Origin of the sequence: Pseudomonas fluorescens (assembly GCF_040448305.1) — a bacterium.
In the GTDB taxonomy this organism is placed as follows: Bacteria; Pseudomonadota; Gammaproteobacteria; order Pseudomonadales; family Pseudomonadaceae; genus Aquipseudomonas; species Aquipseudomonas fluorescens_BH.
On the sequence record NZ_CP148752.1, the window covers coordinates 3,955,047 to 3,978,903 of the forward strand.

Annotated in this window: 20 protein-coding genes; 15 read left to right on the forward strand and 5 right to left on the reverse strand. The window is 60.1% G+C overall.

Annotated features, from left to right (window positions below):
- Positions 1-80 precede the first annotated feature (80 nt).
- Positions 81-911, reverse strand: coding sequence for a p-hydroxycinnamoyl CoA hydratase/lyase (locus WHX55_RS17955; RefSeq protein WP_046038330.1), 831 nt, complete (start codon positions 909-911; stop codon positions 81-83).
- 213 nt (positions 912-1,124) lie between these two features.
- Between WHX55_RS17955 and WHX55_RS17960 the strand changes: the two genes are divergently transcribed.
- Positions 1,125-1,613: a MarR family transcriptional regulator gene (locus WHX55_RS17960; RefSeq protein WP_150756326.1), complete on the forward strand. Its 489-nt coding sequence runs from the start codon at positions 1,125-1,127 to the stop codon at positions 1,611-1,613.
- Between the two features lie 61 nt (positions 1,614-1,674).
- Here the strand turns inward: WHX55_RS17960 and WHX55_RS17965 are convergent, their stop codons facing one another.
- Positions 1,675-2,997, reverse strand: coding sequence for an OprD family porin (locus tag WHX55_RS17965; RefSeq protein WP_353740953.1), 1,323 nt, complete (start codon positions 2,995-2,997; stop codon positions 1,675-1,677).
- A gap of 331 nt (positions 2,998-3,328) precedes the next feature.
- On the opposite strand from WHX55_RS17965, the gene mhpT reads away from it, so the two are divergent.
- The 7 genes from mhpT (at position 3,329) to WHX55_RS18000 (ending at position 10,130) form a co-directional block, all read left to right on the forward strand.
- A complete protein-coding gene (mhpT, locus tag WHX55_RS17970; protein WP_353740954.1) occupies positions 3,329-4,546 on the forward strand; it encodes a 3-(3-hydroxy-phenyl)propionate transporter MhpT in 1,218 nt (405 codons plus the stop codon).
- Between the two features lie 362 nt (positions 4,547-4,908).
- Positions 4,909-5,685: an ABC transporter substrate-binding protein gene (locus WHX55_RS17975; RefSeq protein WP_150725574.1), complete on the forward strand. Its 777-nt coding sequence runs from the start codon at positions 4,909-4,911 to the stop codon at positions 5,683-5,685.
- Positions 5,686-5,790: 105 nt separating this feature from the next.
- Complete coding sequence (locus WHX55_RS17980) at positions 5,791-6,480, forward strand: ABC transporter permease (protein ID WP_151214316.1); 690 nt, start codon at positions 5,791-5,793, stop codon at positions 6,478-6,480.
- Between the two features lie 12 nt (positions 6,481-6,492).
- A complete protein-coding gene (locus WHX55_RS17985) occupies positions 6,493-7,191 on the forward strand; it encodes an ABC transporter permease (RefSeq protein WP_008046412.1) in 699 nt (232 codons plus the stop codon).
- A gap of 9 nt (positions 7,192-7,200) precedes the next feature.
- Complete coding sequence (locus WHX55_RS17990) at positions 7,201-8,313, forward strand: succinylglutamate desuccinylase/aspartoacylase family protein (protein WP_353740955.1); 1,113 nt, start codon at positions 7,201-7,203, stop codon at positions 8,311-8,313.
- Positions 8,314-8,331: 18 nt separating this feature from the next.
- Complete coding sequence (locus WHX55_RS17995) at positions 8,332-9,096, forward strand: ATP-binding cassette domain-containing protein (RefSeq protein WP_150758772.1); 765 nt, start codon at positions 8,332-8,334, stop codon at positions 9,094-9,096.
- A gap of 125 nt (positions 9,097-9,221) precedes the next feature.
- Complete coding sequence (locus WHX55_RS18000; RefSeq protein ID WP_353740956.1) at positions 9,222-10,130, forward strand: MurR/RpiR family transcriptional regulator; 909 nt, start codon at positions 9,222-9,224, stop codon at positions 10,128-10,130.
- A gap of 27 nt (positions 10,131-10,157) precedes the next feature.
- On the opposite strand, the gene WHX55_RS18005 is transcribed toward WHX55_RS18000, so the two are convergent.
- A complete protein-coding gene (locus tag WHX55_RS18005; RefSeq protein WP_150756332.1) occupies positions 10,158-10,793 on the reverse strand; it encodes a response regulator in 636 nt (211 codons plus the stop codon).
- A gap of 10 nt (positions 10,794-10,803) precedes the next feature.
- Positions 10,804-13,077 carry a PAS domain S-box protein gene (locus tag WHX55_RS18010; protein WP_353740957.1) on the reverse strand — a complete coding sequence of 758 codons (2,274 nt, stop codon included), beginning with the start codon at positions 13,075-13,077 and terminating at the stop codon, positions 10,804-10,806.
- Between the two features lie 219 nt (positions 13,078-13,296).
- On the opposite strand from WHX55_RS18010, the gene WHX55_RS18015 reads away from it, so the two are divergent.
- The 7 genes from WHX55_RS18015 to WHX55_RS18045 all read left to right on the forward strand — a co-directional run bounded on the left by WHX55_RS18015 (position 13,297) and on the right by WHX55_RS18045 (position 22,137).
- On the forward strand, positions 13,297-14,919 hold the full coding sequence (locus tag WHX55_RS18015; protein WP_353740958.1) for an acyl-CoA synthetase: 1,623 nt from the start codon (positions 13,297-13,299) through the stop codon (positions 14,917-14,919).
- Between the two features lie 123 nt (positions 14,920-15,042).
- Positions 15,043-15,369 carry a DUF485 domain-containing protein gene (locus WHX55_RS18020; protein ID WP_108217678.1) on the forward strand — a complete coding sequence of 109 codons (327 nt, stop codon included), beginning with the start codon at positions 15,043-15,045 and terminating at the stop codon, positions 15,367-15,369.
- Complete coding sequence (locus WHX55_RS18025; protein WP_150758770.1) at positions 15,369-17,039, forward strand: cation acetate symporter; 1,671 nt, start codon at positions 15,369-15,371, stop codon at positions 17,037-17,039. The genes WHX55_RS18020 and WHX55_RS18025 overlap by 1 nt, the downstream gene beginning before the upstream one ends.
- Before the next feature lie 68 nt (positions 17,040-17,107).
- A complete protein-coding gene (locus tag WHX55_RS18030) occupies positions 17,108-18,880 on the forward strand; it encodes an acyl-CoA dehydrogenase C-terminal domain-containing protein (RefSeq protein WP_353740959.1) in 1,773 nt (590 codons plus the stop codon).
- 176 nt (positions 18,881-19,056) lie between these two features.
- Positions 19,057-20,325 (forward strand): OprD family porin, encoded by a 1,269-nt coding sequence (locus WHX55_RS18035; protein WP_353740960.1) that lies wholly within the window; start codon positions 19,057-19,059, stop codon positions 20,323-20,325.
- Positions 20,326-20,582: 257 nt separating this feature from the next.
- Positions 20,583-21,749, forward strand: a complete 1,167-nt coding sequence (locus WHX55_RS18040; RefSeq protein WP_224789135.1) for an MFS transporter — start codon at positions 20,583-20,585, stop codon at positions 21,747-21,749.
- A 199-nt stretch (positions 21,750-21,948) separates the two neighbouring features.
- Entirely contained in the window at positions 21,949-22,137 is a 189-nt protein-coding gene (locus WHX55_RS18045) for a ribbon-helix-helix protein, CopG family (protein ID WP_150725560.1), read from the forward strand.
- Positions 22,138-22,164: 27 nt separating this feature from the next.
- Here WHX55_RS18045 and WHX55_RS18050 read toward each other — a convergent pair whose 3' ends face one another.
- Positions 22,165-23,826 (reverse strand): SulP family inorganic anion transporter, encoded by a 1,662-nt coding sequence (locus WHX55_RS18050; protein ID WP_150758767.1) that lies wholly within the window; start codon positions 23,824-23,826, stop codon positions 22,165-22,167.
- Between the last annotated feature and the right edge of the window lie 31 nt (positions 23,827-23,857).

Sequence of the window (23,857 nt, forward strand, 5' to 3'; positions counted from 1 at the left end):
GATTCCTCTTTATTGTCTTTATCGGGAATACAGTCGAGCGATGCAGAGCGCCGGGGCGGAGATGCACCCGGCGATCAGTCTCAGCGTTTGTAGGCCTGCAGACCGGGCTTGATGCTCTTGTCGTCGAGGAACTGCTTCATGCCCTGCTCGCGGCCACCTTCGGTGTCGAGCAGGCGCGACTGGTCAAGCTTGGCGTACAGGTAGTCCTCGTTCTGCTCCCAGGTCAGCTCGCGGCAGCGCTTGAAGCCATGCTTGGCCGCACGCAGCACCACCGGGTTTTTCTCCAGCAGGTTGCGCGCCAGATCCACGGTGACTTCACGCAGTTGCGCCAGGGGTACGCTTTCGTTGACCAGGCCCATCTCGGCGGCTTTCTGCCCACCGAAGGTCTTGCCGGTCATGATGTAGTACAGCGACTGACGATGGCCCACGGTGTCGGCCATGGCCTTGCTCACCAGGTTGCCCGGCGGGATGCCCCAGTTGATTTCCGAGAGGCCGAAGGTCGCTTCGTCGGCGCAGATCGCCAGGTCACAGGCCACCAGCGGGCTGAAGCCGCCACCGAAACACCAGCCGTTGACCATGGCGATGGTTGGCTTGGTGTACATGCGCAGCAGTTTCCATTGCCATTGCGAGGCTTCGCGGCGGATTTTTTCCTGGAGGATCTCCGGGCCCGCGTCCACTTCGCGGAAGTATTCCTTGAGGTCCATGCCCGCAGTCCAGGCTTCGCCGGCACCGGTCAGCACCAACACGCCCGCCGCCGGATCCTGTTCCAGGGTTTCCAGCACATCGATCATTTCCCGGTTCAGTGTCGGGCTCATGGCATTGCGTTTTTCCGGGCGATTGAGAATGACCCAGGCGATGCCTTCTTCGATCTCGACCTTGACGGTTGTCCAGCGACCTTCGTAGTTACTCATGACGTTGCTCTCTTGTTCTTGGCTTGAAGATGACTGGAAATTAAAGGACCAATATAGTTATGTCAATTAACTATTAATCGAATTAATCATTTTTTATCCGCCCGGAAATATCCTCCGAACCCATCGCCATGAACGGCGGGCATAGCTATCAGCGGCCAACCCCGGCAAACTAGATACACTTGTTAACCTCCACCTCTTCAGGATTCACCCGCAATGACCAAGCCTTCTCCCCTCGCCGACCAGAGCGAGTCCCCGTCCGCCACCGCCGAGCAGCAGGCACCGCTGGATTCGGCACTGGACGACCTGATCGGCTACGCGATGCGGCGCGCCCAACTCAAACTGTTCCAGAACCTGATCGGTCGCCTGTCAGCCCACGACCTGCGCCCCGCGCAGTTCTCGGCCCTGGCGATCATCGACCAGAATCCGGGGCTGATGCAGGCTGACCTGGCCCGGGCCCTGGCCATCGAGCCGCCGCAGGTGGTGCCGCTGCTCAATAAACTGGAAAGCCGCGCGCTGGCGGTGCGGGTGCGCTGCAAGCCGGACAAACGCTCCTACGGAATTTTCCTGAGCAAGACCGGCGAAACCTTGCTCAAGGAGCTCAAGCAGATCGCCGCGCAAAGCGATTTCGACTCCACTTCATCGCTGACCGGCGAAGAGCGCGAGGAGTTGCTGCGCTTGCTGAGAAAGGTTTACCAGGACTGAACGCACGCTGCCGGCACGTTCCAGAAGGAGCGGCCGGCGGGGAACATCGAAGGACCCAGGCTTACCAGATCGGCAAGGTATAGAGCACCAGGAAGCGGGTCTGGTTTTCATCACGAAACGCCGTACCGCTCGGGAAGTCATTGCGATAGATCGCCTTGCGCGCCAACAGCCCGACGTTTTTCAGCGGGCCGCTCTGAATCACATAACCCAGTTCCATCTGGAATTCGCGCTCCTTGCGGTCCTCGGCGTTGTAGGCGGCCAACTCGATATTGTCGCCGCGCACGTAGCGCAACCTTCCCTTCAAACCGGGCACCCCGGATGCGACGAAGTCGTAGTCATAGATCGCTTGCCAGGTGCGCTCCTTGGCGTTGAGAAAATCCGAAGCCATGGTCTGTTCGCTCATGCCCATCAACTCCGTGCCGGAGATGTAGGGCGTCGCGGTGTCGCCGCTCGAATGCATGTAGCCGAGGCTCACCCGGTGCCCGCCGAAGCGGTAGCCGAACAATGCCGAGAGGTTGCGGTTGTCCACCTCACCCGCTTTGGCGGCGCCATCCTCACGGCTGAAAAAACTGCGCAAGTCGCTGGTGAACACACCGTCGCCAAGCGGCAGGTTGTGCAGCAATGCCAGGGTGCCCTGTTGATACAGGTCGGCCACCTCGGCATGGTACGCGCGCAGGCTCAGGTCCTTGTTGACCTGGTAATCACCCCCCAGATAAGCCAGGTGCGAGGTGGTGGCAGCGCCGTTGAAACGCCGGTTCGGCGAGGCGATGGTCATGGCCTGATAGTCCGTGGAATCACGCTTGTTGATGCGATCGATGTAGCCGGTGTTGAGGGTCAGGCCATCGAAATCCCTGGAACTGAGCGTGGTGCCGCGAAAGGTCTGTGGCAGTAGTCGCGACGGGCTGGCAAGGGCAAACGGCAGGAAAATCGAGACATCGCCGCTCTTTACCGTTGTCTGGGCAAGCCGCAGCTTGGCCGTCGGCGCCAGCCGCGAATAGTCATCCGCCGCGCGCTTGTCGCTGGCCGACACCGGCAACAGTTCAGTGCCGCTGCGATCCGGAGCGGAGTCGAGCTTGACCCCCAGCAGCCCCCTCACGTCCAGACCAAAGCCCACAGTTCCTTCGGTAAACCCCGACTCCATGCCCATGATGAAACCCTGGGCCCACTCCCGCGCGGCAGTCTTGGCGCCGCCGTCCTGGTATTCACGGTCAATGTAGTAATTGCGCAGGGTCAAGTTTGCGTGACTGTCCTCGATAAACCCCTCGGCCCGCAGCTGAGAGGGCAGAACGCTAACGCCTAGCAGTGCCACGACCCACCCTGGATGGATACTGGTGACGCAGGAGAGCGACGCTACGGAACCGGTGTTCAAGGGGCGTTTTGGCATGTTCGATGTCCACTTTTTATTGTTGTTCGTGGGTGCCGGACCCGCACGGGACTGCCGGCTTCACGATCAGAGAATGGAAACAGCCAAGGGTCGCCGTCAATCGCAGATGACCGATAATCGAACATTAATATTATTATCTATTTTTACATAAACCTCAGAATGCATTCATAACAATCTGTTTTTAAACGATTTATTAGTCGTTTTTTGCAATTTTTAGCACATCATTCTTTTTTTAGTTATCTTTGTTATCTTAATCGCCAGCGGTCACTGACGGCGTAGCCAACGCACGAAGGACTCGACTGCATAACAAAAACAACAATGAGGCTCACCCATGGACAGTCCATCGCGTCGCTCGACGCTGACAATCGCTTTGTGCTTTATCGTTGCGCTGATCGAGGGGTTCGATCTGCAGGCTGCCGGCACCGCTGCCGCGGGATTGCGCCAGAGCTTTGCCCTGGACCCGAAGATGATGGGCTGGGTGTTCAGCGCCGGCATCATCGGCCTGCTGCCGGGTGCGTTTTTTGGCGGCTGGGTGGCCGATCGTATCGGCCGCAAGAAAATCCTCGTCGGCGCCGTGCTGCTGTTCGGTGTCTTCTCGCTCTGCACCGCCTATGTCGAGAGCTACTCCAGCCTGCTGCTGGTGCGCTTCATGACCGGCCTGGGCCTGGGTGCCGCCCTGCCCAACCTGATTGCCCTGTGTGCCGAGGCCGTGAGCGAGCGCCATCGCGGCACCGCCATCAGCGTCATGTACTGCGGCGTGCCCCTGGGCGGTGCGCTGGCGGCAGTGGTGGCGATGTTTTCCAGTGAACACTGGCAAACCACCTTTATCATCGGCGGTCTGACACCCTTGCTGGTGGTGCCGCTGATGGCCTTGCTGCTGCCCGAATCCACTGTGTTCCGCCAGCAACACGTCACGACCGGCAGCCCACGGTCGTCCACCGCCCAGGCGCTGTTTGGCGAAGGACGCGCACGCTGCACGCTGGCCTTGTGGTTGAGCTACTTCTTCACCCTGACCGTAATGTACATGCTGCTCAACTGGCTGCCCTCACTGTTGCTGGAACAGGGTTTCACCAAGCCCCAGGCAGGCATGGTGCAGATGCTGTTCAACATCGGCGGCGCCATTGGTTCGCTGCTCGGCGGGGTGATGCTGGACCGCTGCAACGGCCTGAAAGTGGTCCTGTTCGTGTACGCCGGGGTGTTGGCGGCGCTGGCCGGGGTCGGCCTGTCAGTGGGTATCGTGCCGATGGCAATCGCCGGGTTTGCCGTCGGGCTGTTCGTCATGGCCGCACAGTTGGTGCTGTATGCACTGGCGCCCCCTTCCTACCCGACGTCGGTGCGCGCCACCGGTGTCGGCGCGGCCGTGGCCATCGGCCGGCTCGGTTCGGTGGCAGGTCCCCTGGCCGCCGGCCAGATCCTCGCCGCCGGTGCCGGCACCACTGGCGTGCTGCTGGCAACGTCACCGGGACTGGTGATCGCCGCGCTGTCGATCCTGACCGTGATCGCCCGCACCGGAGCGACCACTGAGTCTCAACCGCAAGCAGCAAACTGAGCGCCGCAACCTGGGTTTGAGGAATGAAAATGCCCGGCAATGTGCCGGGCATTTTTTTATGACCACCAGACCCGCTTCAATCAGTCGAAGTACCCCATGGCTCCAAACCCGCGCTGCAAATCCTCGATCAGCGCCTCGAAACAATCTTTGTAATCCCCCATAGAACCGGCCGCCCGCGCCCGCACCGGCTGGGTACTGGTGCGCTTTATCACGCCCCATACTGATACGTTTATTTTCACGTATATTGATTATTGATTTTTATTGTGTCATTTATAGCCTCGCCGATCACAGGACTGATCCACCACGCCAACCCGGATGGCAGGCACCCGTTTCCCCCAAATGCCCTCCAAGGAGTCAACAATATGAACAAGACAGAACTTCTAGGTGCTCTGGCGCTATGCGCTTTCAGCTTCCTGGCACATGCCGACGAAGACAGCCTGCGAATCGGTATCGAAGCCGCCTACCCGCCCTTCTCCTTCAAGACACCAGAAGGCAACGTCAGCGGGTTCGATTACGACATCGGCAACGCCTTGTGCGAAGAAATGCAGGTCAAGTGCGAGTGGGTCATTCAGGAGTTCGACGGCATGATCCCGTCGCTCAAAGTGCGCAAGATCGATGCCGTGCTGTCGTCGATGTCGATCACCGAAGACCGGATGAAGTCCGTGGACTTCAGCAAAAAGTACTACCACACGCCAGGCAAGTTCGCGATGAAGGCCGGCAACGTGATCAATGACCCCTTGGTGGACCTCAAGGGTAAGAAAGTCGGTGTGCAACGCTCCTCGACCTACGATCGTTTTGCCACCGAGCAACTGGAAAAAGCCGGCGTCGTCGTGGTGCGTTACGGCTCGCAGAATGAGGCTTTCCTCGACCTGGCCTCGGGTCGTCTGGACGCCACCCTCGCCGACATCGTCAACACCGACGAAAGCTTTATCAAGACACCGGCAGGCCAGGGCTTCGCACTCACAGGGCCCGACATCAACGACCCGAAGTATTTTGGCCGGGGCGCCGGGATCGCCGTGCGCAAAGGCGACAGTGCCAACGTTGCGCGCCTGAGTGCCGCGATTGACGCCATTCGCGCCAATGGCAAGTACCAGCAAGTGATGGCCAGGTACTTCGCGTTCGATATCTACGGCGAGTAAGACTTACCCGTGCCCCCCTGACCCAAGACCCGGCGACGGCCCGTTGCAGGCGTCTCCCGGGGCTTGTCTTGCGCGCCTCGCGGCGCTCGCTTGAGGAACTTCATCATGCTTCACGGCTACGGATCGAGCATTCTCGATGGCGCCTGGCTGACCATAAACCTGGCCTTGACGTCCATGTCCCTGGCGATTGCCCTGGGCCTGGTCGGCGCGGCCTTTCGCTTGTCGCCGCTCAAATGGCTGGCCATGCTCGGGGAAAGCTACACCACCCTGATTCGCGGTATTCCAGACCTGGTGCTGATCCTGCTGATCTTCTACGGCGGCCAGGATCTGGTGAACCGCATTGCCCTGGCGCTCGGTTACACCCGCTATATCGACATCAACCCCTTTATCGCCGGCGTCTGCACCATGGGCTTCATTTTTGGCGCCTACCTCTCGGAAACCTTTCGCGGCGCCTTCATGGCGATCCCCAAGGGTCAGGCCGAGGCCGGCGTGGCCTATGGCATGCGCGGTGCGCAGGTGTTCTGGCGAATTCTGGTACCGCAGATGATTCGTTTCGCCATTCCCGGGTTCACCAACAATTGGTTGGTACTGACCAAATCCACCGCGCTGATCTCGGTGATCGGCCTGCAGGACATGATGTTCAAAGCCAAGAACGCAGCGGATGCCACACACGAGCCATTTACGTTTTTCCTCGCGGTGGCAGCGCTGTACCTGATGCTCACCAGCCTGTCCTTGCTGGTGCTGCGCTATCTGGAAAAACACTACTCGGTCGGCATCAAAGCCGCCGAATTGTGAGGGGAGCCACCCATGATTCTCGACTACAACCTGATCTGGGAAAACCTGCCGCTGTATTTCAATGGCGCCTTGTTGACCCTCAAAGTCCTGCTCATTTCCCTGGCCCTGGGTCTGGTATTGGCGATTCCACTGGCGCTGATGCGGGTGTCGCGATCGCCACTGATCAACTTCCCGGCCTGGCTCTATACCTACGTGATTCGCGGCACGCCGATGCTGGTGCAATTGTTCCTGATCTATTACGGCCTGGCGCAGTTCGAAGCGGTGCGCCAAAGCGTGCTCTGGCCTTACCTCTCCAGCGCCACCTTTTGCGCCTGCCTGGCCTTCGCGATCAACACCAGTGCCTATAGCGCAGAGCTGCTGGCCGGCAGTTTGAAATCCACCAACCATGGCGAGATCGAAGCCGCCAGGGCCATGGGCATGTCGCGCCTGACCCTGTACCGCCGCATTCTCATGCCGTCGGCCTTGCGCCGGGCATTGCCGCAGTACAGCAACGAAGTGCTGATGATGCTGCAAACCACCAGCCTGGCCTCCATCGTCACCCTCGTCGACATCACCGGGGCCGCACGCACGGTCAGTTCACGGTTCTATCTGCCATTCGAGGCGTTTATCACCGCCGGGCTTATCTACCTCGCCCTGACCTTCATTCTGGTGCGTCTGTTCAAGTTGGCCGAGCGCCGCTGGCTGGCGTATCTGGCACCGCGCAAGCACTAAGGAGCTGCTATGGAGCACATTCAATACCTGTTGCCGTGGAGTGCCTCGGGCACCGAACGAACGCTGTCACTGTTTCGTTTTGGCAGCGGAGCACGCAAAGCGTACATCCAGGCGTCATTGCATGCCGACGAGTTGCCGGGAATGCGCGTCGCCGTCGAGCTCAAGCGCCGTCTTCTGGAACTGGAAACCCAAGGCCGCCTGACCGGGCTGATCGAATTGGTGCCCATGGCCAATCCGATCGGTATCGCCCAGATGTTCCAGGCCACCCACCAGGGACGCTTCGAGTTCTCCAGCGGCAAGAACTTCAATCGCGACTTCCCGGTGTTGGTCGATGCCGTTGCACCGCTGCTGGAAGGCCGATTGGGAGACGATGCCGACGCCAACATCGCACTCATCCGCCGCGCCATGGGCGATGCCCTCGCCGCCATGCCGGCACCGACCTCGGAGCTCGACGGCCTGCGTCGCCTGTTGCTGCAGCATGCCTGTGACGCCGATGTGGTGCTGGACCTGCACTGCGATTTCGAATCGATCATGTTGTTGTATGCGATGCCGCAAATCTGGCCACGCTTGCAGTCACTGGCCGCCCGCCTCGGCGCCGGGGTCACGTTATTGGCCGAAGACGCCGGCGGCAGTGCCTTCGACGAAGCCTGCGCCATTGCATGGCTACGCCTGGCCGAGCTGTTTCCCGAAGCCAATATTCCCCTGGCGTGCGCGGCCACCACCATCGAACTGCGTGGCATGGCAGACACCGAGCGCGAGCAATGCCTCGACAGTGCACAAGCCATTCTCGGGTATCTCGCCGAACAAGGCCTGATCAGCGGTGACTGGCCAGCGGCACCGCCGAGCCATTGCCAGGCCATGCCATTCGCCGGCGCGCAGTACGCCTGTGCGCCCCATCCGGGTGTGGTGAGTTTTCTGCAACCGCTGGGCGCGCAGGTCAAGGTCGGCGATCCGCTATTCGAGGTCATCGACCCGCTGACCGACCGCCATAGCGTAGTGAGCGCCAGCACCGACGGCATTCTCTATGCCCGCGAACGACTGCGCTTTGCCCAGCCTGGATTGTGGCTGGCCAAGGTTGCAGGCGTCACCCCCATTCGCCAGGGTCGCTTGCTCAGCGACTGATTCCAGAGAGTTCAAACCATGTACAAACTTGAAGTTCAGGACCTGCATAAAAGCTACGGCGCGCACCAGGTGCTCAAGGGCGTGTCCCTGCAGGCACGGGCCGGTGACGTGATCAGCATCATCGGCTCCAGCGGCTCTGGCAAAAGTACGTTCCTGCGCTGCATCAACCTGCTGGAGCAACCCAATGCGGGCAATATCGTGCTCAATGGCGAACCGCTCAAGCTGGTGGCCAACAAGTCTGGCGGGTTGAAGGCGGCCGAACCCAGGCAGTTGCAACGCATGCGTTCGCAGCTATCGATGGTGTTTCAACACTTCAACCTCTGGTCACACATGAGCGCTCTGGAAAACGTCATGGAAGCGCCGGTGCATGTACTCGGCCTGGGCAAGAAAGAGGCACGGGAAAAGGCCGAGCACTACCTGAACAAAGTCGGCGTGGCGCACCGCATGAACGCCTGGCCGGCGCATATGTCCGGTGGCGAGCAGCAACGCGTGGCCATTGCCCGCGCACTGGCGATGGAACCGCAAGTGATGCTGTTCGATGAGCCGACGTCGGCGCTCGACCCCGAACTGGTCGGCGAAGTGCTTAAAGTCATGCAGGATCTGGCGCAGGAAGGCCGCACCATGGTGGTGGTGACTCACGAAATGGGCTTTGCCCGCGAGGTTTCGAACCAGCTGGTGTTCCTGCACAAGGGCGTTGTCGAAGAGCGCGGCGACCCGCGAGAAGTGCTGGTCAACCCACAGTCCGAACGCCTCCAGCAGTTTCTGGCCGGGAGTTTGAAGTAAGACCGCAGCCCACCCATGCACTGCTCGGCGCTGCCCGACAAGGTTGGCTTCGGATACACTCCAGCCAACTTGTCAGGGCATCAGGCACAGCCCTTCTCTCACTTTCAGGAAACGTTGAGCTGGATATGCCCACCCCATCGAAAGACACCACTGTCTATGCCGCGCCGGTCATGCGCAAACTCACGGAAATCGTTTCCGAACTGCCGCCGTCTCTGCGCAAGGTGGCGGACTTCATCCTGCGTCACCCGCTCAAGGCCGCGACGCTGACCATCGAGGAGATGGCTCACGAAACATTGACCTCACCTGCCGCCGTCAACCGCCTGGCCAAAGCACTGGACCTCGGTGGTTACAGCGGCATGAAGGCCGAGCTGGTCACTACGTTGCAGCAGATGGTGTCGCCGGTCGACAAGCTGCGCAACGAACTTGCCCATCGCCCGGGCGGCGCGTTTGGCCTGCATGAGCAACTCCAGAGCGCCAGCAGCAACCTGGCCACGGCGGCAACCAACAACCACGCCGACACCTTTGAAGCGTTCGTCACTCGCCTGACCACGGCACGCAAAATCTACATCCTGGGCTTTGGCAACAGTGTTTACTTTGCCGGTCTCGCCGCCTCGACCCTGATGCCCTTTTGTGCGGACGCCACCGCCATCAGCATGGAGGGCGGCAACGAAAACGCCGCTTACCGTCTGGCCGCAATCACCGATCAGGACGTGCTGCTGGCGATCGCCCTGCCGCGCTACTCCCTCGACACCCTGCAACTGGCACGCTTCGCCAATGAACGCGGCGCATCGGTGCTGGCAATTACCGACTCACCCGCCTCGCCGCTCACCGGCATTGCCCAGCACACGCTGTTTGCACCTTGCGATCACCCGGTGCTGACCAGTTCCAACATCGCCGTACTGGCCTTGATCGAAGGCCTGGTCGCCGGCGTGATGGCGCGCAATAAAGAAGCGGTCAAACTGGCAACCGAACTGACTGAAAGCGTGATGTCGTACCTGCACATCCCTGCCAGCGGTAAACCAGCGAAAAAGTGATTGCGTTGCGGTTTTTCCTGCGAGGGATCAACGCAACTTCAGCGGATCGACCATCTGCGCCGCGATGGCCATGCCTACCAGGTCCGGCAACGTGTTGGCCTGCATGCGTTTCATGACGCGCGCGCGATACAGATCAACGGTTTTTGCGCTCACGCCCAGTTGCTCCGCGATTTCGCGGGTGGTGTAACCCTGCACCAGCGGTAACATGACATCGCGCTCGCGCGGGGTCATGCTCAGCAAGCGCGTCTGCAAGGCTTCATGGCCCTGGTTGCCCGAGCGGTTGGTTGCACAGTTGCTGAGTGCCTGTTGCACGCTGTCCAGCAACAGCTGCTCGTTGTAGGGTTTCTCGATAAAATCATGGGCACCGGCCTTGAACGCGCGGACCACGATCGGCACATCCGCGTGCCCGCTGACGAAGATGATCGGCAGGCCCAGTTGGCGTACGCGCATTTCTTCCTGCACGTTCAACCCGCCCATGCCGGGCATGCGCACGTCCAGCAGCACGCAGGCATCGAGACTTGCATCGCAGGCATCGAGGAACGCGACGCCACTGGTGAACGGCAAGGCCTTGAGGCCGACCGACTCCAATAACCAGACCGTCGATTCGAGCATGCCCTGGTCATCATCGACCACGTACACAACCTGCTCCGTTACACCTGCCATTACCTGATTCCTATTGTTGTTGTTTTGTTGGGCCGGCAAGCGGCAAGCGGCAACACATCAGCAGTCCGACAGGCTGGCGCCGGGCATTCAATTCGCCACCGAAACCTTCGATGATGCTGCGGCTCATGGACAGACCGAGCCCCAGGCCATCGGCCTTGCTGGTGTAGAACGGGGTAAATATCTGTTCCAGTTCCGGCTCGCTGACGCCCGGCCCCTGGTCTCGCACATGGATTTCCACGCAGGCGCCACTGCCCTGCTCCACGGTCATCACGATCAGCGAAGGTAGCCCGGGATGTTGTTCACGGTTGGCGTCGATGGCATTGCGCAACAGATTGAGCAGCACCTGTTCCAGCAACACGCGGTCGGCATAAACGGGCGGCAGATTATCCGGCAGTCGATCCTCGATTGTCACTTGGCAATTACTCGCCTCCCAGGCACACAAACGCACGGCTTCGCGGGCGACGTCGGTCAAGTTCAACGCCTGCATGCGCCGCTGCCCCTTGCGCAAAAAGGAGCGTAACCGCCGGATCACTTCGGAGGCGTGGGTGGCGTGATGGGTAATGCGTTCCAGGCCTTGCGTCACCCTTGCAGCGGCCTGGGGATTGGAATCCAGCGTCTGCAAATAGCGCTGGCTCGCATTCGCATAATTGACCACGGCCGCCAGCGGCTGGTTGATTTCGTGGGCGATCCCCGAGGCCAGTTCACCGAGGGTGACCAACCGCGCGGTGTGTGCCAGTTCGTCCTGATGACGGCGCTGTTGCACTTCCCGCAGCTCGCGCTCGGTCATGTCGCGCGCGACCAATGAGTAATAACGCTCGCCGCCGGCGGAACGGTGCGCCAACAGTACCAGCGACACCGGCACGGATGTACCGCCACCCGGTGGTTGCAAGCGCGCATCGGTGCTCCAGACACCGTCGCGCTCGGCGCTTCGCCAGCCATCGCGTTGCAGGCGCGCAAGGTCGCCGCTGGCGAACAACGCGGCCAGGGCCGGCATGGGTTGTTGCTCATCAATCCCGAGGATGCGGCGCGCGGCCGGATTGAGGTAAGTGACCTGGCCCTCTGGAGCGATGAACAACACCGGATCGATGTTGGCCTCGACCACTTCGGCCAGGCGTCGCTTGTTCTCCTCGGCCTGCACTCGGGCGGTGATGTCCCGGGATACGCTGACGACTTCGACCACCGCCCCGGTGTAGGTTTCCCGGATCGCCCGGCTGGCAGTTTCGAACCACAGGTAATGGCCGTCGCGATGGCGGATGCGATAAGTCATGGTGTGATAGCCATCCTGCTCCAGCGCATCACGCGCGCGCTGCACCAGACCGGCCAGATCCTGGCCATGAAACAGGCCCTGGGCCAATTTCCCGCGCAACTCTTCGGGCCAGTAACCGAGCAAGGTCCAGGAGGCCGGTGACGCATCGATAACGTGCCCATCCGGCGTGTGGCGAGAAATCAGGTCGGTGGTGTTTTCGATGATCAGCCGGTACAGCCGCCGTGCGGTGGCCGCTTCACGCTCGGCCAGCACTTGGGTCGTGGCGTCTCGGCAACGGGCGAGCACTCGGTTGTCCTGGGGATCGGGGATGAACGTCCAGATCAGGATCTGCGCTTCAAACTGAGCCTCGACGCCTTCGACGGCGCGTTGCTGGTCCAGGCAGGCACGCACCAGCACCCGATGATTGACCGGTAAAAAACCCAACACATCGGTCAGCGACTTCTCGGCGAGCAGCGCCATCAGTGCCGCGTTGAACTCCAGCGGTCGACCTTGTGCATCGAGCAACAGGCTCGGTTGTGGATCGTGGCCCAGCAGCGGCGAACCCCGCAGCATGCCGTTGACGCTGCTCAGCAGCGTCGTCAGCAAATCCTGCACCCAGCCCAGCCAATCGAGACTCACGCCCTCGCACACTTGCACCAGCAACAACCCCGGCTGCCCTGGCTGCAAGGCCAGATCGAATACCTGGCCATGGCTGATCGCGGCCCGCCGCAACCGGCCGGACAACCAGCAATCGAGTTGACGGACTTGAGCCAGGTCCAGGCGCCCTGCCTCGACCAGATGCTCGAAGAGCAACTGGTCGCTGGCCAGCGCCGGGTCGCCAAGTCCCGGCGGAAAATGCTGGGCGGCGCCCTCATGGCTGTAGATCCGCGCATTGGGCTGCCAACTCAGGTAAACCGCCCGCTGCACCTCGGGGCAATCCTGCAGCGCCCGACACAACGCATCGGCCCGGGCGGCCAGAGACACGCCCTCGCGCTGCAGGCGCAACCAACTGTGCAATCGAACGGGAGTCAGGGTCATTGCGGGTCCACTTCGTCAGGGAAACCAAGCATATACCAGCCTCGGAGGGCTGGCGGCGGAGATTTGGAGTCACAAGAATCAAATATAGTATATGTACTATACGCCGTAGGTTGTACTTCCATATTCACAGCAGAATATTATATAAGGTAATCCGGACTTTGAAGGTGACCTCGGCGAGGTCAACCATAGAGCTAACAATCAGCCATCGAGTACCCGCACATGTCTATCTATGACCAAGGCCTAGGCCCTTCGGCTGTCAACCACATTGCCTTGTCTCCGCTCAGCTTCATCGAGCGCACCGCCAGCACTTATCCGAACCACCCCGCCGTTATCCACGGTTCGATTCGTCGCACCTGGGCGCAGACCTACACCCGTTGCCGACGTCTGGCCTCGGCGCTGGCCGGTCGCGGTATCGGCAAGAACGACACGGTCGCGGTGATGCTGCCCAACATTCCCGAGATGCTTGAAGTGCATTTCGGTGTGCCGATGATCGGCGCCGTGCTCAACCCGCTCAACGTGCGCCTCGATGCCGAGGCGATCGCCTTCATGCTGCAGCATGGCGAGGCCAAGGTGTTGATTACCGACCGCGAGTTCCATGACGTGATCCAGGCGGCGCTTGGCATGCTCGATCACCCGCCTCTGGTGATCGACGTCAATGACCCGGAATACGGTGAAGGTCAGGCCGCGAGCGACCTGGACTACGAAGCGCTGTTGGCCGAAGGCGACCCGGCATTCGACTGGCAATGGCCGGTCGACGAGTGGCAAGCCATTTCGCTGAATTACACTTCAGGCACCACCGGCAACCCCAAGGGCGTGGTCTACCACCATCGCGGCGCTTACCTGAGCGCATTGGGCAACCAGATGACCTGGGCCATAGGCAACCATCCGGTGTACCTCTGGACCCTGCCGATGTTCCATTGCAATGGCTGGTGCTACCCATGGACCATCACCGCCCTGGCGGGTGTGCACGTTTTCCTGCGCCGGGTCGACCCACAGAAAATCCTCACGCTGATCCGCGAGCACCAGGTCACTCACCTGTGCGGTGCGCCGATCGTGCTCAATGCACTGGTGAACATGCCCGAATCAGCGAAAGCGGCCATCGATCACCCGGTCAACGCCCTGGTCGCGGGTGCCGCGCCACCGGCCAAAGTGATCGGTGCCGTCGAAGAGATGGGCATCAATGTCACTCACGTGTTTGGCCTGACCGAAACCTATGGCCCGGTGACGGTCTGCGCATGGCACGCCGAATGGGATGAGTTTTCTCTGGAGGAGCGAGCGCAAATCAAGTCACGACAGGGCGTGCGCTACCCGACCCTGGAAGGCGTGATGGTCGGCGATTGCACAACGCTGGAGCCAACCCCGCGCGACGGCCAGACTATCGGCGAGATCTTCCTGCGCGGCAACACTGTCATGAAGGGCTACCTGAAGAACCCGACCGCCACTGCCGAAGCGTTCGAGGGCGGCTGGTTCCACACCGGTGACCTGGCCGTCTGGCATCCCGACGGTTACGTCGAAATCAAGGACCGGCTCAAGGACATCATCATCTCGGGCGGCGAGAACATCTCCACCATCGAACTCGAAGGCGTGCTCTATCGCCACCCGGGTGTGATGGAAGCCGCCGTGGTCGCCCGTCCCGATGAGAAATGGGGCGAAACGCCCTGCGCCTTCATAACCTTGAAGGCTGACCACCAGGACGTTCGCGAGGCCGACATCATCAGTTTCTGCCGTGAGCATCTGGCCGGATTCAAGGTACCGCGAACAGTGGTTTTCACGCTCTTGCCGAAGACTTCCACCGGCAAGATCCAGAAGTACGTGTTGCGCGACCGGGCCAAGGCGCTCTAACCCCATCTGACATTGCATCCATCAAGCAGCAGGTGTTTTACCTGCTGCCAGGGGTTCGTGCAGGCCGAATTCGGCAGTGCCCTGCCCCTACACAACGACAACAAAAACAATGTGGAGCTACCGATGATCGACATCCATTCAACCGATACCCAACGTTGCGAACGCATTCGGCGCAATCCGAAATTCCTTCAATTGGTGAGCAGCCGTTCACGCCTGGCCTGGACGTTGAGCGCCGTTGTATTGGGCACCTATTACCTGTTCATGCTGGTGGTGGCGTTTGCCCCGCAGTGGCTGCATGCACCACTGGGCGAACATCGGATGTTGACCTTGGGCATGCCGGTTGGCGCGGCAATCATCGTGTTTTCCTGGTTACTGACCGGTTGGTATGTCTACAGCGCCAATACCCGTTTTGACGCCCTGGGCGCAGCCATTATCGAGGAGAGCAAGTGATGACTCTGTTGCGTAAACTGATCCTCGCCGCTACCGGCCTGCTGCCAACCTCCATTGCGCTCGCCGCGCCGACGATGGGCGCGGTGGAAAAGCAACCACTGAACCTGAATGCGATCGGCATGTTCTTCGTGTTCGTCCTCGGCACGCTGGCCATCACCTGGTGGGCTGCGCGCCAAACCAAATCCACCTCGGACTTTTACACGGCGGGCGGAGGTATCACCGGGTTTCAGAATGGCCTGGCGATTGCCGGCGACTACATGTCCGCAGCCACCCTGCTGGGGCTTTCCAGCCTGGTATTCGCCAAGGGTTACGATGGTTTCATCTATACCATCGGCTTCTTCGTTGGCTGGCCCATCATTACCTTCCTGATGGCCGAGCGTCTGCGCAACCTTGGGCGCTATACCTTCGCCGACATCGTTTCCTATCGACTGGACCAGAACAAGGTGCGGATCTTCGCAGCCTTCGGCTCGCTGACGGTGGTGTGCTGCTACCTGATCGTGCAGATGGTCGGTGCCGGCCAACTGATCAAATTGCTGTTCGGCCTCGACTACCCGGTTGCGGTGATGATCGTTGGCGCACTGATGCTGATCTACGTGATCTTCGGCGGAATGATCGCCACCACCTGGGTCCAGATCATCAAGGCTGTGCTGTTGCTCGTCGGCGGCACCACCCTCGCGGTCATGGCCATGTCGCAGTTCGGTTTCAGCTATGAAACCCTGGCCGAAAAAGCCGTCAGTGTTCACGCCAGCGGCTGGAACATCATGGGCCCGGGCTCACTGCTCGCCAACCCGATAAACACCGTGTCGATGTCGCTGGGCCTGGTGTTCGGGATTGCCGGGCTGCCGCACATCCTGATGCGCTTCTTCACCGTGCCGAGCGCCAAGGAAGCCCGCAAGTCGGTGTTCTACGCCACCGGTTTCATCGGTTTCTTCTTCCTCGTGGTCTGCACCCTGGGTTTTGTCTCGATGGTGATCATCGGCACCGATCCGCAGTACTACGTCAATGGCGAAGTCGGCGGTGCCTTGATTGGCGGCGGTAACATGGTTGCCATGCACCTGGCCAAAGCTGTCGGCGGCAATCTGTTCTTTGGTTTCCTCGCCGCTGTAGCGTTCGCAACCATCCTTGCGGTGGTGTCCGGTCTGGCGCTGGCCGGTGCTTCGGCGATTTCCCATGACCTCTACGCCACCGTGTACAAGAAAGGCACCGCCAACGAGAAGCAGGAAATGCGCGTGACCCGCATGGCCACTGTGGGCCTGGGCATCATCGCGATTGTGCTGGGCATTGTGTTCGAGAAGATGAACGTCGCCATTCTGGTGGGCCTGACGTTCGGCATCGCCGCTTCGACCAACTTCCCGGTGCTGATCATGGCCATGTACTGGAAAGGCCTGACGACCAAAGGCGCGATCCTCGGCGGTTTTGCCGGGCTGATCTGTGCGCTGGCACTGGTGATCCTGTCGCCACCTGTCTGGGTGACCGTACTTGGTCATGCGCAAGCGATCTACCCGTACGACCATCCAGCGCTGTTCTCCATGCCGCTGGCCTTCCTGGTGATCATCGTGGTGTCCAGACTCGACCGCAGTGCGCGCGCCGACAAGGAGCGTGACGCCTACGCCGACCAATTCGTTCGCGCTCAGACCGGCCTCGGCGCTGCCGCCGCTTCCAGCCATTGACTGAAGGGGCACGGCCCGCCTGTGCGGCGCTGTGCCCGCAACACAATCGTCCCAACGAGGTTTACGTTATGCCCGAATTCAAAGCCCCGCTGCGCGACATGCGCTTTGTACTGCACGAAGTGTTCGACGCCCCGGCCATGTGGGCGCGCCTGCCGGCCTTGGCCGACAGCATCGACACCGATACGGCAGACGCCATTCTTGAAGAGGCGGCTAAAGTCACCTCGCACCTGATTGCGCCCCTCAATCGCAGCGGCGACGAAGAAGGCGCGCAGTGGCATGAGGGGCGAGTCACCACCCCCATCGGTTTCAAGCAGGCTTACGCTACCTACATCGAAGGCGGTTGGGTGGGACTGTCCGGCAACCCCGGGTTCGGAGGCATGGGCATGCCGAAAATGCTCGCCGTGCAGTTCGAAGAGATGCTCTACGGCGCCAACTCAAGTTTTGCGCTGTATTCGGCATTGAGTTCCGGTGCCTGCCTGGCGCTGGACGCCCACGCCAGCGACACCTTGAAAAACCTCTATCTGCCACCGATGTATGAAGGCCGTTGGGCCGGCTCCATGTGCCTCACAGAGGCCCATGCCGGCACCGACCTCGGACTCATCCGCACCCGCGCCGAACCTGAGGCTGACGGTAGCTACAAGATCACCGGCAGCAAGACTTTCATCACCGGAGGCGATCAGGACCTGACCGAAAACATCGTGCATCTGGTACTGGCCAAACTGCCGAACGCTCCTGCTGGTCCGAAAGGCATTTCGCTGTTTGTCGTACCTAAAGTGTTGGTCAATGCCGACGGCTCCCTCGGCGCTGCCAATGCCGTGAGTTGCGGCTCGATCGAACACAAGATGGGCATCAAGGCCTCGGCCACCTGCGTGATGAACTTCGACGGCGCCAGTGGCTGGCTGGTCGGTGAGGAGAACAAAGGCCTGGCGGCGATGTTCACCATGATGAATTACGAGCGGCTGTCCATCGGCATTCAGGGCATCGGCTGCGCCGAGGCGTCTTACCAGAGCGCTGTCGCCTACGCTCGCGAACGCCTTCAAAGTCGGGCACCCACCGGTGCCGTGGCCCCGGACAAACTGGCCGACCCGATCATCGTGCACCCGGATGTGCGGCGTATGCTGCTCGGCATGAAAGCCATGACCGAGGGCGGCCGCGCGTTCGCCAGTTATGTCGGGCAACAACTGGATCTGTCGAAGTTTTCCTGCGATGCCTGCGAGCGCGATAGTGCACAGAACCTGGTTGCGCTGCTGACGCCGGTGGCCAAGGCGTTTTTTACCGACACTGGCCTGGAAAGCTGCATCAATGGCCAGCAGGTTTTCGGCGGCCATGGCTACATCCGCGAATGGGGCCAGGAACAATTGGTCCGTGATGTGCGCATTGCACAGATCTACGAAGGCGCCAATGGCATCCAGGCATTGGACCTGCTCGGACGCAAAGTGCTCGCCGATAAAGGCGTCGTGCTTCGCCAATTCACCGGCGAGATTCGCCGTTTTGCCGCTCAGCCCGATGCACCCTATGCCGCACAGCTGCTCGATGCCGTGCAGCGGCTGGAGGACATCAGCGACTGGCTACACGACAGTGCCGCAACCAACCGCAACGAAGTCGGCGCAGCCTCGGTGGAGTATTTGCACCTGTTCGGTTACGTCGCCTACGCCTGGCTCTGGGCGCGCATGGCTCAGGTTGCCCGGCAAAAACGCTGTGAAGACGAAGATTTCTACGACGCGAAAATCGCCACCGCCGACTTTTACATCCACCGTTTGCTACCACGCATTTTGAGCCTGGAACAATCCGTTCGGGCCGGCAGTGCCTCGTTGTATGGCCTGAGCGCGGAACAGTTCTGACGATTGGGTCGACGCCGCGTCAAAAACTCCTCTCTTTGGGCGTTGGCGTTTTTTCTCCAGTAACCCTCGCCCCTCTGGCGAGGGCTGCTTCACACCTGCACTGCCCCTGGACATCGAGCCCCAGTCGCCCGGTGACAGACCCATGATTCCAAAAATAAAAACAAAGGAGCTTCACCATGGACCGCAACACCCGCATTCTCGCTACCCGAATCCTGCTCACTGGAGGCGTCATCAGCCTTTCAGCTCCGGCCGCTGCTGACTTCATCAAGGACAGCAAGGCCAGCCTTGAACTGCGCAACTTCTATTTCAACCGTGACTTTCGCCAAACCAATGCCGCGCAATCCAAACAAGAGGAGTGGGCGCAGGGTTTCCTGCTGCGCTATGAATCGGGATACACCGAAGGTTTGATTGGCGTGGGTTTCGATGCCCTGGGCCTTGAGGGCGTCAAGCTCGATTCCAGCCCTGATCGCGCGGGTTCCGGCCTGCTCAAACGCCACAGCAACCCCCGTAATGGTTCCCAGGACGAGTATGGCGAACTTGGCCTTACCGCTAAACTGCGCGCCTCCAAAAGCGCGCTGAAACTCGGCACGCTGATGCCTAAACTGCCGACGATATTGGCCAACGATTCACGGTTGCTGCCACAAACGTTCGAGGGCGGTCAGCTGACGTCGCTGGAGATTGAAGGCCTGACGGTGGATGCCGGACGACTGACGCAGGTCAATCAGCGCGACTCCTCGAATTACGAAGACATGAGCATCACCCGAACTGGCGCCAAAGGCATCACAACGCAAAATGCCGCCAGCGACACATTCGATTTCGCCAGCCTGAATTACAAATGGACCGGCAATCTCGCTACAGCCTACAGCTATGGGCATCTCGACAACTTCTACAGTCAACACCTGGTCAACCTGACCTACATGTTGCCGGTCACCACGGGCCAGTCGCTGAAGACGGATCTGCGCTTCGCCCGTTCTACGGACGATGGCGGCAGCAATGTGGACAACAATGCGCTCGGTGCGATGTTCACCTATAACCTCGGCGGGCACGCGTTTGGCCTGGGCTATCAAGGCATGAGCGGTGACACTGGTTATGCTTACGTTAACGGCGCCGACGCGTTCCTGGTGAACTTCGTGCAAATCGGCGACTTCGCCAGCAAGGACGAAAAGTCCTGGCAGGTTCGCTACGACTACAACTTCGCGGCCATCGGGGTGCCTGGCCTGACCTTCATGACCCGCTACATCAACGGCGACAACATCGACCTGGGCAATAACCGGCCAGAGGGCAAGGAATGGGAGCGCGATACCGACATCGGTTACGTCGTGCAAAGCGGCCCGCTGAAAAACGTCGGGGTGAAATGGCGCAACGCGACGGTGCGTTCGAGCAACTTTGGCAGCGATCTGGATGAAAACCGTTTGATCGTCAGCTACACCTTACCGATCTGGTAAGCGTTCCGCTCTGCGTCACTATTGCCCGGTACACCGGGGTTATAGCTGAAGGCTGCCTTGCGCAGCTTTCAGTTTTTCTCACTCCCGCCTTCATAGGAGTCGGCTAGCCGCGACGCGGCTCAAGGAGTGCGAAGCGCTTTCAGATGCCTATGCCAAACAGGTTGTCGAGGCTCATGATGAAAACCACTGACAAGTCGGGCGGTGCTTCAACGGCTGCGCCAATCCAGAAGGCGTCAACCGGCAGTGCCTGGCGCACCATGCCTGGCGGCATCTGGGCGCTAGGCTTCGTCTCGATGCTGATGGACATCTCCTCAGAGATGATCCATGCATTGTTGCCGCTCTACATGGTGACAGTACTGGGTACCTCCGTCTTGGCAGTGGGTCTCATCGAAGGAATAGCCGAGGCTACGGCCTCGATCACCAAGGTATTCTCCGGGGCACTCAGTGATCGATTGGGCAAGCGCAAACTGCTTGCGGCGCTGGGCTATGGGTTGGGGGCGCTGTCCAAACCGATCTTTCCTTTGGCAGGCTCGCTGGACTGGCTGACCGGGGCGCGCTTTATCGACCGCATTGGCAAAGGGATTCGCGGCGCCCCGCGTGATGCATTAGTGGCCGACATCACGCCACCTGCGATACGGGGGGCGGCTTTCGGCCTGCGTCAGACTCTGGATACCGTTGGTGCATTCCTGGGACCGTTGCTGGCGATTGGTTTGATGTGGCTGACCGCGAACCACTTCAAGACTGTGTTCTGGGTCGCCGTCATCCCGGCCTTCCTCGCCGTCGCGGTGCTGCTGTTGTTCGTCCATGAGCCCAGACAGGTGCAAGGGACGCAACGGGTGCGTACGCCCTTGAGCACGCGGGAATTGGCCCGACTGGGCGCCGGCTACTGGTGGGTGGTGGGTGTCGCTGCGGTGTTCACCCTGGCGCGCTTCAGCGAAGCCTTTCTGATCCTGCGCGGCCAGGCCGTTGGGCTGGCGCCGATGTGGGCGCCAGCGGTACTTGTCCTCATGGGAGTGGCGTACTCGCTGTCAGCCTATCCCGCCGGGGCATTGTCCGATCGTGTCAGCCGCGTGACGGTGCTCGGCGCAGGCCTGATATTTCTGATTGCTGCCGATCTGACGCTGGCGTTCGCGCCGGGTATCGCCGGCCTGGTCGTCGGCGTCGTTCTATGGGGGCTGCACATGGGGTTTACCCAAGGGACATTCGCCGCCCTGATCGCCGATTGCGCGCCGGCTGAACTGCGTGGGACGGCATTTGGCATGTTCAATCTGCTGACCGGGTTGGCCTTGCTGTTGGCCAGTGTCATCGCGGGGGCGCTGTGGGATACGGTTGGCTACCAGGCTACCTTCCTGACGGGAGGCGGCTTTGCTGTTCTGACTTTTCTGGGGTTGTGGGTGATCCAGGCGAAAGCTCAGGTTCGATAGCAACGCCCAGTCACTACCGACAGGACGGCAAGTCCGTCTGCCTCTGATCGATTGCAGCCCCTCACGTCCTCATCACCCACCGTGAGAGCCAAATCTTTTCTTCTGAGTAAAGTCGAAGTAACGAGCAGCTCAGTGACAGCACCGGACAAGGCAATTACAATTTGATTAACATCTAGCGACTTGAGCGATTGAATACCCCATGGAAAGCAAGACTGCGCGCCTCACTGTGCTCATTGATCCCGTCAAGAAAAAAGCTTTCGAGGAACTCTGTGCAGCACAAGACCTGACGCCTTCGCAGGTTGTCCGTCAACTGATTCGTGACTACCTGGACACCCACGGTGCCAGCTATTCGACCAAGAGTAAGCATGCCGCCAGTACCAAGTCATAACCTGACACGGGCAGCAAGCCTCTAACTCTAAATGGTCGACGTACCCTCTGCGAGACTGACCGCTTTAGCCAGCGCGGTGTTGAAGTCGGCGTGGTAATGCTCCGTGCCGATTTCTTGCAAGATACCCACCCTATCGAGCTTGTTGAGCACCTTCGTGTTCGCTTCGCAGAGTTTCACCACGATATTGCGCTTGTGCAGTTGCTGAATGACCTCCTCCAGCACCTGCAAGCCAGTGATATCCATAAATGGTACACGCTTCAAGCGAATAATCAGCAGGTGTGGATCGGTATGGGTCTGTGCCAAGACACGCTCGAAGGTCTCAGCCGCGCCAAAGAACAATGGCCCTTCAATCGTATAAATCAATGTCCCTGGCGGCAGGCGAGCATGGCCATTGGCCCTCAGCTCTTCTTCAAGCTCGTGCTCGACTACCTGTTGCACCTCCACAGAGGAGGCCATGCGGCGCATGAAGTGCAGCATCGCAAGAATGACGCCGATATTCACGGCGATCACCAAGTCACTGAACACCGTGAGGCTGAAAGTGATGAGCAGGATAGCTACGTCTGCGCGTGGGGCCCGCTGGACCATGCGTTTGAAGTGCTTCAACTCGCTCATGTTGTACGCGACCACGAAAAGAATCGCGGCCAGGGCGCACAGTGGGATGTTTGAGGCCAGAGGTGCCAGAAACAGAATAATAAGCACCAACGTGACCGCGTGCGTAATGCCGGCCAGCGGGCTCGTGCCGCCGTTACGGATATTGGTTGCAGTACGGGCAATGGCTCCGGTAGCTGCAAAGCCGCCAAACAATGGCGTGACCAGGTTAGCCACTCCCTGACCGATCAGCTCCTGATTGGAATCGTGCTTAGTGCCTGCCATGCCATCGGCCACCATTGCGGATAGCAGCGATTCGATCGCTCCAAGCATGGCGATAGTGAACGCCGGACCGATCAAATCGATGACGCGAGACAGCGTGATTTCAGGCAGGCCCAACGCTGGAAGGCCTTGAGGTATGCCACCAAATGCGCTGCCAATCGTGGCTACCCCCTCGAAATGAAAGGTTGACTGTATCGCCGTAGCTACCGCCATTGCGACTAATGGGCCAGGTACCCGTTTGAGTCCGGGAATTCTGGAAGCGGTGATGACCAGGAAAAGACTAAGTACAGCCAACAGGGTCGTGGCCATATGAAGATCCGGGAGCGCCTGGAGCAAATGCCAGAACTTTTCATGGAAATGCTCTCCACTGATCCTCGGTAATCCGAAAAAGTCTTTCCACTGTCCGACCCAGATGATCACGCCGATGCCTGCGGTGAATCCGACGATCACCGGATCGGGGATAAACTTGATGATTGCGCCGAGCCGGGCCATCCCCAGCAATAACAACATGGCACCCGCCATCATCGTGGCGATTTGCAGACCGTCAACACCATGCTTGGCCGTGACTCCCGCCAGAATCACGATGAACGCACCTGTCGGTCCGGCAATCTGCAAGCGGCTTCCGCCAAAGAGTGAAACCAGCAGACCACCGATGATTGCGGTGTAGATGCCTTGCTCAGGCTTGACGCCAGATGCAATGGCAAACGCCATTGCAAGGGGGAGCGCCACGACCCCGACGATCACGCCAGACACCAAATTGCGCAGCCAATGCTTTCGCCCCAACAACCCCGCCTTCCATGCCTCACCTATCGCAATCATGGCTAGCTCCTCAGTGGATGCATGTGCATAA

Coding starts and splice junctions, on each gene's coding strand:
- WHX55_RS17960 (WP_150756326.1), top strand. CDS start 1,125: ATGACCAAGCCTTCTCCCCTCGCCGACCAGAGCGAGTCCCCGTCCGCC.
- mhpT (WP_353740954.1), top strand. CDS start 3,329: ATGGACAGTCCATCGCGTCGCTCGACGCTGACAATCGCTTTGTGCTTT.
- WHX55_RS17995 (WP_150758772.1), top strand. CDS start 8,332: ATGTACAAACTTGAAGTTCAGGACCTGCATAAAAGCTACGGCGCGCAC.
- WHX55_RS18020 (WP_108217678.1), top strand. CDS start 15,043: ATGATCGACATCCATTCAACCGATACCCAACGTTGCGAACGCATTCGG.
- WHX55_RS17965 (WP_353740953.1), bottom strand. CDS start 2,997: ATGCCAAAACGCCCCTTGAACACCGGTTCCGTAGCGTCGCTCTCCTGC.
- WHX55_RS17980 (WP_151214316.1), top strand. CDS start 5,791: ATGCTTCACGGCTACGGATCGAGCATTCTCGATGGCGCCTGGCTGACC.
- WHX55_RS18015 (WP_353740958.1), top strand. CDS start 13,297: ATGTCTATCTATGACCAAGGCCTAGGCCCTTCGGCTGTCAACCACATT.
- WHX55_RS18030 (WP_353740959.1), top strand. CDS start 17,108: ATGCCCGAATTCAAAGCCCCGCTGCGCGACATGCGCTTTGTACTGCAC.
- WHX55_RS17990 (WP_353740955.1), top strand. CDS start 7,201: ATGGAGCACATTCAATACCTGTTGCCGTGGAGTGCCTCGGGCACCGAA.
- WHX55_RS18005 (WP_150756332.1), bottom strand. CDS start 10,793: ATGGCAGGTGTAACGGAGCAGGTTGTGTACGTGGTCGATGATGACCAG.
- WHX55_RS18035 (WP_353740960.1), top strand. CDS start 19,057: ATGGACCGCAACACCCGCATTCTCGCTACCCGAATCCTGCTCACTGGA.
- WHX55_RS18000 (WP_353740956.1), top strand. CDS start 9,222: ATGCCCACCCCATCGAAAGACACCACTGTCTATGCCGCGCCGGTCATG.
- WHX55_RS18025 (WP_150758770.1), top strand. CDS start 15,369: ATGACTCTGTTGCGTAAACTGATCCTCGCCGCTACCGGCCTGCTGCCA.
- WHX55_RS17985 (WP_008046412.1), top strand. CDS start 6,493: ATGATTCTCGACTACAACCTGATCTGGGAAAACCTGCCGCTGTATTTC.
- WHX55_RS18040 (WP_224789135.1), top strand. CDS start 20,583: ATGCCTGGCGGCATCTGGGCGCTAGGCTTCGTCTCGATGCTGATGGAC.
- WHX55_RS18010 (WP_353740957.1), bottom strand. CDS start 13,077: ATGACCCTGACTCCCGTTCGATTGCACAGTTGGTTGCGCCTGCAGCGC.
- WHX55_RS17955 (WP_046038330.1), bottom strand. CDS start 911: ATGAGTAACTACGAAGGTCGCTGGACAACCGTCAAGGTCGAGATCGAA.
- WHX55_RS18045 (WP_150725560.1), top strand. CDS start 21,949: ATGGAAAGCAAGACTGCGCGCCTCACTGTGCTCATTGATCCCGTCAAG.
- WHX55_RS17975 (WP_150725574.1), top strand. CDS start 4,909: ATGAACAAGACAGAACTTCTAGGTGCTCTGGCGCTATGCGCTTTCAGC.
- WHX55_RS18050 (WP_150758767.1), bottom strand. CDS start 23,826: ATGATTGCGATAGGTGAGGCATGGAAGGCGGGGTTGTTGGGGCGAAAG.